At 53.2% G+C, this 6,023-nt stretch carries 7 protein-coding genes and 1 pseudogene; 7 read left to right on the top strand and 1 reads right to left on the bottom strand.

Annotated features, from left to right (window positions below):
- Positions 1-576, top strand: a pseudogene (locus BR83_RS15970) (acetyl-CoA decarbonylase/synthase complex subunit alpha/beta); the annotation flags it as partial.
- A 356-nt stretch (positions 577-932) separates the two neighbouring features.
- On the opposite strand, the gene BR83_RS0112790 reads toward BR83_RS15970, so the two are convergent.
- Positions 933-2,351: an aspartate aminotransferase family protein gene (locus BR83_RS0112790; RefSeq protein WP_027357409.1), complete on the bottom strand. Its 1,419-nt coding sequence runs from the start codon at positions 2,349-2,351 to the stop codon at positions 933-935.
- Positions 2,352-2,656: 305 nt separating this feature from the next.
- Between BR83_RS0112790 and ylxM the strand changes: the two genes are divergently transcribed.
- From ylxM to rimM, 6 genes are all read left to right on the top strand, one after another.
- On the top strand, positions 2,657-2,995 hold the full coding sequence (gene ylxM, locus BR83_RS0112785; protein ID WP_027357408.1) for a YlxM family DNA-binding protein: 339 nt from the start codon (positions 2,657-2,659) through the stop codon (positions 2,993-2,995).
- A 4-nt stretch (positions 2,996-2,999) separates the two neighbouring features.
- Positions 3,000-4,370 (top strand): signal recognition particle protein, encoded by a 1,371-nt coding sequence (ffh, locus tag BR83_RS0112780; RefSeq protein WP_027357407.1) that lies wholly within the window; start codon positions 3,000-3,002, stop codon positions 4,368-4,370.
- A 114-nt stretch (positions 4,371-4,484) separates the two neighbouring features.
- The gene (gene rpsP / locus BR83_RS0112775; protein WP_027357406.1) at positions 4,485-4,751 is read left to right on the top strand and encodes a 30S ribosomal protein S16; all 267 of its coding nucleotides are present in this window, start codon (positions 4,485-4,487) and stop codon (positions 4,749-4,751) included.
- A gap of 21 nt (positions 4,752-4,772) precedes the next feature.
- Positions 4,773-5,000 carry a KH domain-containing protein gene (locus BR83_RS0112770; protein WP_027357405.1) on the top strand — a complete coding sequence of 76 codons (228 nt, stop codon included), beginning with the start codon at positions 4,773-4,775 and terminating at the stop codon, positions 4,998-5,000.
- Between the two features lie 87 nt (positions 5,001-5,087).
- Positions 5,088-5,519, top strand: coding sequence for a YlqD family protein (locus BR83_RS0112765; protein ID WP_027357404.1), 432 nt, complete (start codon positions 5,088-5,090; stop codon positions 5,517-5,519).
- Complete coding sequence (gene rimM, locus BR83_RS0112760) at positions 5,512-6,021, top strand: ribosome maturation factor RimM (RefSeq protein WP_027357403.1); 510 nt, start codon at positions 5,512-5,514, stop codon at positions 6,019-6,021. The genes BR83_RS0112765 and rimM overlap by 8 nt, the downstream gene beginning before the upstream one ends.
- The last annotated feature ends 2 nt before the right edge of the window (positions 6,022-6,023 follow it).

The raw sequence follows: 6,023 nt of genomic DNA, 5'->3' as shown, positions 1-6,023 counted from the left end.
TCCTATGAAATCAACCCCCACGGGCCGAACCAGCCCATCAAGCTGGAGGGGCTGATCGATCCGGTCAAGGGGCAGTGGAAGTCGGTCAACGAATTTGTCTACAACAACTCCCAGCGTACCATCGAGGCAGTCAACTTCTACACCATCATGGAATATCCCATGACTTCCTGCGGCTGCTTCGAGTGCATCCTGGCCATGGTGCCGGAATGCAACGGCTTCATGGTGGTCAACCGGGAACACGGCGGCATGACCCCCTCGGGGATGACCTTCTCCACCATGGCCGGCACCATTGGCGGCGGTGCCCAGATGCCCGGCTTCATGGGGATCAGTAAATCCTACCTGGCTTCCCGCAAGTTCGTCCCGGCCGACGGCGGCCTGGCCCGGCTGGTGTGGATGCCCAAGGCCCTGAAAGAACAGCTGCGGCCGCAGCTGGAGGAAGCCGCCGAGGCAGCCGGCCTGGGCAGGGACTTTGTGGATAAGATTGCCGATGAAACCGTGGGCACCAGCGGCGAGGAGATCCTGCCCTTCCTGGAGGAAAAGGGACACCCGGCCCTGAGCATGCCTCCGCTGCTGTAGAAGGTGGAGATGAAAACGGGCTCAGGGGTAGTTCAGTAATAAATTGTTATTCCCCCTTTTCTTTGGCAAGGTTAAGCTCCTTTGGCAGAGCTTTAACCTTCTTCCCTGGCCGCTCACTGGCAGTTGGGTGGCGGCAGGGATATAAACTCCTTGGCTTTCCGGTATAGAGACGGGCCCTTCTCTGTACCGGGTACCTCCCTTCGAGGGCTGTTCATCCCACTACAAAATGTTGTCGGCCCGGCGTTCATGGCGCCGGGCACTTTTTTTCGCAAGGAATGTCTGGCATGATTAAAGCCGGGGTTTAACCCGGCTCAGGTCAGCATGACCAAATAATTACCAAATAATTAAATTTGGATTTACTCCCGCTGGGTTAGTGATTTCAGTATCGTTTTTGCCCCGGCGGTGGCCATGCTTATGAAACCCCGGTGCCGCTGGAAAATATCCTCCAGGGCTGCGACCACCCGGTCGACGTGTTCCCTGGTAACGCAGAGGGGTGGCTCCAGCCGGATGACATTGGGATTGTTCAGGGTATAGGCAGTAATTATGCCGTGGTTGTTTAAAAGCTCCCCGGCAACCAGGCTCCCTGTGTATTCTTCAGCCAGCTTGCCGGCCAGCCCGAAAGTGACTTTTGAAGCCAGCCTGCCGGGCTGGTTGAATTCCAGTCCAATCATCAGGCCCCGTCCCCGTACTTCTTTTAAAAGGGGGAAGCGTGTTTGTAGCTCTTTGAGACGGGTGAGGAAGTAGTCACCTATCTCCCGGGCCTGTTCCACCAGGTTTTCCTCATAAATTACCTGAATGGCAGCCAGTGCTGCCGTGCAGGCCATGGTATTACCTCCAAAGGTTGAGGTGTGTAATAGCGCTTTTTCCATCCCCCCGTAGGCCCTTTGCCATATCTCGTCCGTGGTGATGTAAGCTCCCATGGGCATAACCCCGCCACCCAGGGATTTGGCCAGGCACATGATATCCGGTTCCACCTCTTCTGCTTCACAGGCAAACATATATCCCGTACGGCCGAAACCGGTTTGCACTTCATCGGCAATAAAGAGGGTGCCGTAGCGGCGGCAAAGCTCGCGGGCTTTTTTCAGGTAGCCGGGAGGTGGAAGTATAATCCCTCCCTCGCCCTGAATTGGTTCTACAATAAAGGCTGCTGCTTCCCGGGCTTGCAGTGCCTTTTCCAGGGAATGGAGATCACCGTAGGGCACGGCCTGGCAGTGTGGTACCAGGGGGGTAAAGGGTTTTTGATATTTTTCCCGCCCGGTAACCGAAAGGGCACCCATGGTTTTCCCGTGGAAGGAACCCTGGCAGTAGATTATGGTACTGCGGCCCGTGGCCGCCCGGGCCAGTTTAATTGCTCCTTCCACCGCTTCCGCCCCACTGTTGCAGAAAAAGGAACGCTGCAACCTGCCGGGAGTTATCCGGGCCAGGTTGTGGGCCAGGGCAGCTGCAACCGTTCCCAGGGAAGCCTGGAGAATATTGGGCATCTCCTGGACACGCTGCAGGGCGGCCAGTATTTTGGGATGGTTGTGCCCCAGATTGAGGGCACCATAGCCGCCCAAAAAATCAAGGTACTCGCGACCCTGGCTGTCCCATACCGAAATGCCCCGGGCCCTTACGTACTGCCGGTCAAAGTTTAAAAGCTCCATCATGGTAGCCAGGCTGGCATTTAAGTATTTCTTGTGCAGATTCTTAACCTGTGCCCTGGTCAGGGAAAGGGCTTCCTGGAGATCCAGAAGTGAACCGGGCTCCCCCTGAACCTGTCCGGTTTTATTGGCCATTGTTTTCACCTCTTGTCCGTTAACCAGATGGCTGCTGCCGGTATTTTTTATAAAAAAGACAGGGCAAAAATATCATGGATACTGTAACAGCAGGCCGGATTCGTTGATGTGGCCATTGCATGTTAACGGCGAGTACAGCGGAAAATTGTTACAGGATTATACAGCCATATTAACACTGCTGTAGATGGGTTGTCAAATACGTTCCCCTTGACAGGAACCGGTCGATTCATTAAAATTTAGTGTAAAGTATCTGCCCTTTATAGTTTACAAGAGGATTACAGCCGGGATCAGCGGGAGGACGGGGCATGGAGAAACTGGCCTGGATGAACCTCCTATATGATTTTTACGGGCAGCTGTTAACCCAGCGCCAGCAAAAATTTGTGGAACTTTATTATGCCCACGATTTTTCCCTGGGCGAAATTGCCGAGCAATTTGGTGTTAGCCGCCAGGCGGTTCACGATGTACTGAAAAGGGCAGAACATATTCTCACCCGGTACGAGGAAAAATTGGGTCTGGTAGCCAAATTTATGGATCAGCGGCGTCAGGTAGGCGAAGCCCTCGCGTTGCTGGATAATAGTAATAATTCACTGGATGAGAAAACTTTAATGCGGGTGCGGGAAATTTTACGTTCTATAATGGGGTGAGATAATGATTTTTGCAGGCCTGGCCGAAAAATTACAGGAAACCTTCCGCAGGTTGAAAAGCAAGGGCCGGCTTACGGAAGCAGATGTGGACGAGGCCATGAAGGAAGTACGCCGTGCCCTCCTGGCTGCTGATGTAAATTTCCAGGTGGTAAAATCTTTTGTGGCCCGGGTCAAGGAGCGGGCAGTGGGACAGGACGTTTTATCCAGTTTAACGCCGGCACAGCAGGTAATAAAAATAGTGCGGGAAGAACTGGCCGGCTTGATGGGTGGGACCCAGAGCAAGCTTAATATGGCTCCCAAGCCTCCCACTGTGGTTATGATGGTGGGTTTACACGGGGCGGGGAAAACCACCACGGCAGCCAAGCTGGCCAACCTGATGCGTAAGCAGGGCCGGCGCCCGCTGCTGGTAGCATGTGATGTTTACCGGCCGGCAGCCATCAAGCAGTTACAGGTACTCGGCGAGCAACTGGATATACCTGTATTTTCCATGGGCGACCGGCATACCCCGGTGGATATCGCCCGGGCGGCTGTGGAACATGCCGCCAGGCAGGGACGGGACCTGGTAATCATTGACACGGCCGGGCGCCTGGAAATAAACGAAGAGATGATGGCCGAGCTGGAGGAGCTCAAGGCTGCTTTACGCCCCCACGAAATTTTGCTGGTGGTTGATGCCATGACCGGCCAGGTGGCGGTTAATATAGCCGAAACCTTCAACAAGCGGCTGGGGCTGGACGGTGTGGTGCTGACCAAGCTGGACGGTGATACCCGGGGTGGTGCAGCTTTATCCATAAAAGCCGTTACCGGTTGTCCCATCAAGTTTGTTGGGGTCGGGGAAAAACTGGATGCCCTTGAGCCATTCCACCCGGACCGCATGGCCGACCGGATCCTGGGGATGGGGGATGTGCTTACCCTGATCGAAAAGGCACAGGCCAGTTTTGATGCCGAACAGGTGGCCCGTTTGAATAAAAAAATCCGCAGTGCCGATTTTACCCTGGATGATTTCCTGGAGCAGCTTCAGGAGGTAAAGAAACTGGGGCCGATCCAGCAAATCATCAGCATGCTTCCGGGGCTGGGGAATATGAAAAAGCTTAAGGAACTGGGAGACATTGATGACAGGGAACTGGTTTATGTAGAAGCCATCATCAGGTCCATGACTCCCTGGGAGCGAGCCCATCCCCATGAGATTAACGGTAGCCGCCGCCGGCGAATAGCCCGGGGCAGCGGGACTTCGGTACAGAAGGTTAATAGCGTTTTAAAGCAATTTGAGCAGACGCGCAAAATGATGCGCCAGCTGGCTGAAATGGGCAGGGGGGGCAAGAAAGGGGCCAGGCTACCCAGAAACCTGTTTCCGGGTAAGGACAATCCCCTGTTCTAGTTCTGATTTAGAATGAGCTGTTAAGGCAGGCTGGATGCGGCCATTCATACCTTGCGTCCAGCCAGTTTCTCCGAAGAATATATTTCATATTTTAGAGGAGGAGGTGAAATTACTTTGGCTGTTAAAATCAGGCTGAGGAGGATGGGGGCCAAGAAAAACCCTTTTTACCGTATAGTGGTGGCCGATTCCCGTTCCCCCCGGGATGGCCGGTTTGTGGAGGAATTGGGGTATTATGATCCCCTGAAAGAACCGGCAGAAATAAAGATTGATGAAGCCAAGGCGCTCAAGTGGCTTAAAAACGGTGCCCAGCTAACCGATACTGCCCGGGCGTTATTCCAGAAAGCCGGGTTATTGAATAAACCCGCCGGGGAGAGCCAGTAGTTTGGGGAGGTCTAAAGGGTAATGAAAGAAGTGGTGGAGATCCTGGCCAAGGCCCTGGTGGATCAACCCGATAAAGTAAGTGTTAATATGATTGAAAAAGATAAATCCTGGCTGATAGAGCTCAAAGTAGCTCCAGAAGATATGGGTAAGGTAATTGGCAAGCAGGGTCGCATTGCCAGGGCTATTCGCACGGTAGCCAAGGCTGCGGCCGCCAGACAGCGTAAAAAGGTAACCGTGGAGATAGTATAGTATAGTATAAAAAGAAATGGGGGAGGGGATACTTACCTCCCCCGTGAATATCTGGGCCCGCAGGGGTGAGGCGGCAGGCGATGGTCTATGGAAAAAATGACCCTTATGGTTCCTGTGCTGGTTAAAGTTAAGGTTACCGATAAGTACAAACAGGCCTTGAGCGCCGATATTCAGCAGGCCATTCACCAGCTTGATATGCAGATGCAGCACCTGGAATTTCAGGCCCGGCGCGTAGTTGCCGAGCTGGAAAAGAAAAATCCTCAGGGTATTCCTGCAGCACGGCAGCAGATCGAACAGGAGCGCAGCCGCAGGTTGGAGGCCAGGGAAAAATTAGTAGATAAGCTAAAGGAAGTAGCCCGGCTGAACCCGGGGGAGGAGGTTGTTCAGGGCCAGCTTCAGTGCCTGGTGGAATTAAAAGTGGGGGATAATTTCCAGGAAATTGTAAGCAGGGAGATCATTCTGGAAGATGGGATGGTCGTCGAAATCCGGTCAACTGGAGGGAATGTTTCCGGTGGTTGATTTCATTAACATTGGTAAAATTGTTACCACCCAGGGTCACCGCGGGGAAGTGCGGGTGATGCCCCTTACCGATTTTCCCGAACGTTTTGAGCAAATGGACGAGGTATTAATTTATCACAATGGGGAAAGGAAAACCTATCATATTGAGAAAACATGGTACCATAAAAGCTTTGTCATTCTCAAGTTCAGGGAAGTGCAGGATATGAATGCGGCTCTGGCTTTAAGGGGGGCATTCCTGCAGGTGACACCGGATCAGCTGGTTGACCTTCCCGAGGACACATATTATGTTTTTGAGATTATCGGCCTGGATGTATATACCCCGGAAGAGGGCTGGCTGGGAAAGGTTACCGATGTCCTGGCCACAGGTGCCAATGACGTTTACGTGGTGGAGGGAGAAGACGGCCGGCCCCTGCTGATACCGGCATTGAAGAGCGTGGTAAAGAAAGTTGATCTGGATAAAAAACGCATGGTGGTAGAACTGCCTCCGGGTTTGAAGGATTAACG

Source organism: Desulfofundulus thermocisternus DSM 10259, assembly GCF_000686645.1.
Taxonomy (GTDB): Bacteria; Bacillota; Desulfotomaculia; order Desulfotomaculales; family Desulfovirgulaceae; genus Desulfofundulus; species Desulfofundulus australicus.
Note: the sequence above shows the minus strand (reverse complement) of the source record. Positions and strands in the feature narration are given on the sequence as shown.

Bases quoted from the DNA above. Each gene is read 5' to 3' on its own strand.
- BR83_RS0112790 (WP_027357409.1), bottom strand. From the start codon at position 2,351: ATGGCCAATAAAACCGGACAGGTTCAGGGGGAGCCCGGTTCACTTCTG.
- ylxM (WP_027357408.1), top strand. From the start codon at position 2,657: ATGGAGAAACTGGCCTGGATGAACCTCCTATATGATTTTTACGGGCAG.
- ffh (WP_027357407.1), top strand. From the start codon at position 3,000: ATGATTTTTGCAGGCCTGGCCGAAAAATTACAGGAAACCTTCCGCAGG.
- BR83_RS0112770 (WP_027357405.1), top strand. From the start codon at position 4,773: ATGAAAGAAGTGGTGGAGATCCTGGCCAAGGCCCTGGTGGATCAACCC.
- BR83_RS0112765 (WP_027357404.1), top strand. From the start codon at position 5,088: ATGGAAAAAATGACCCTTATGGTTCCTGTGCTGGTTAAAGTTAAGGTT.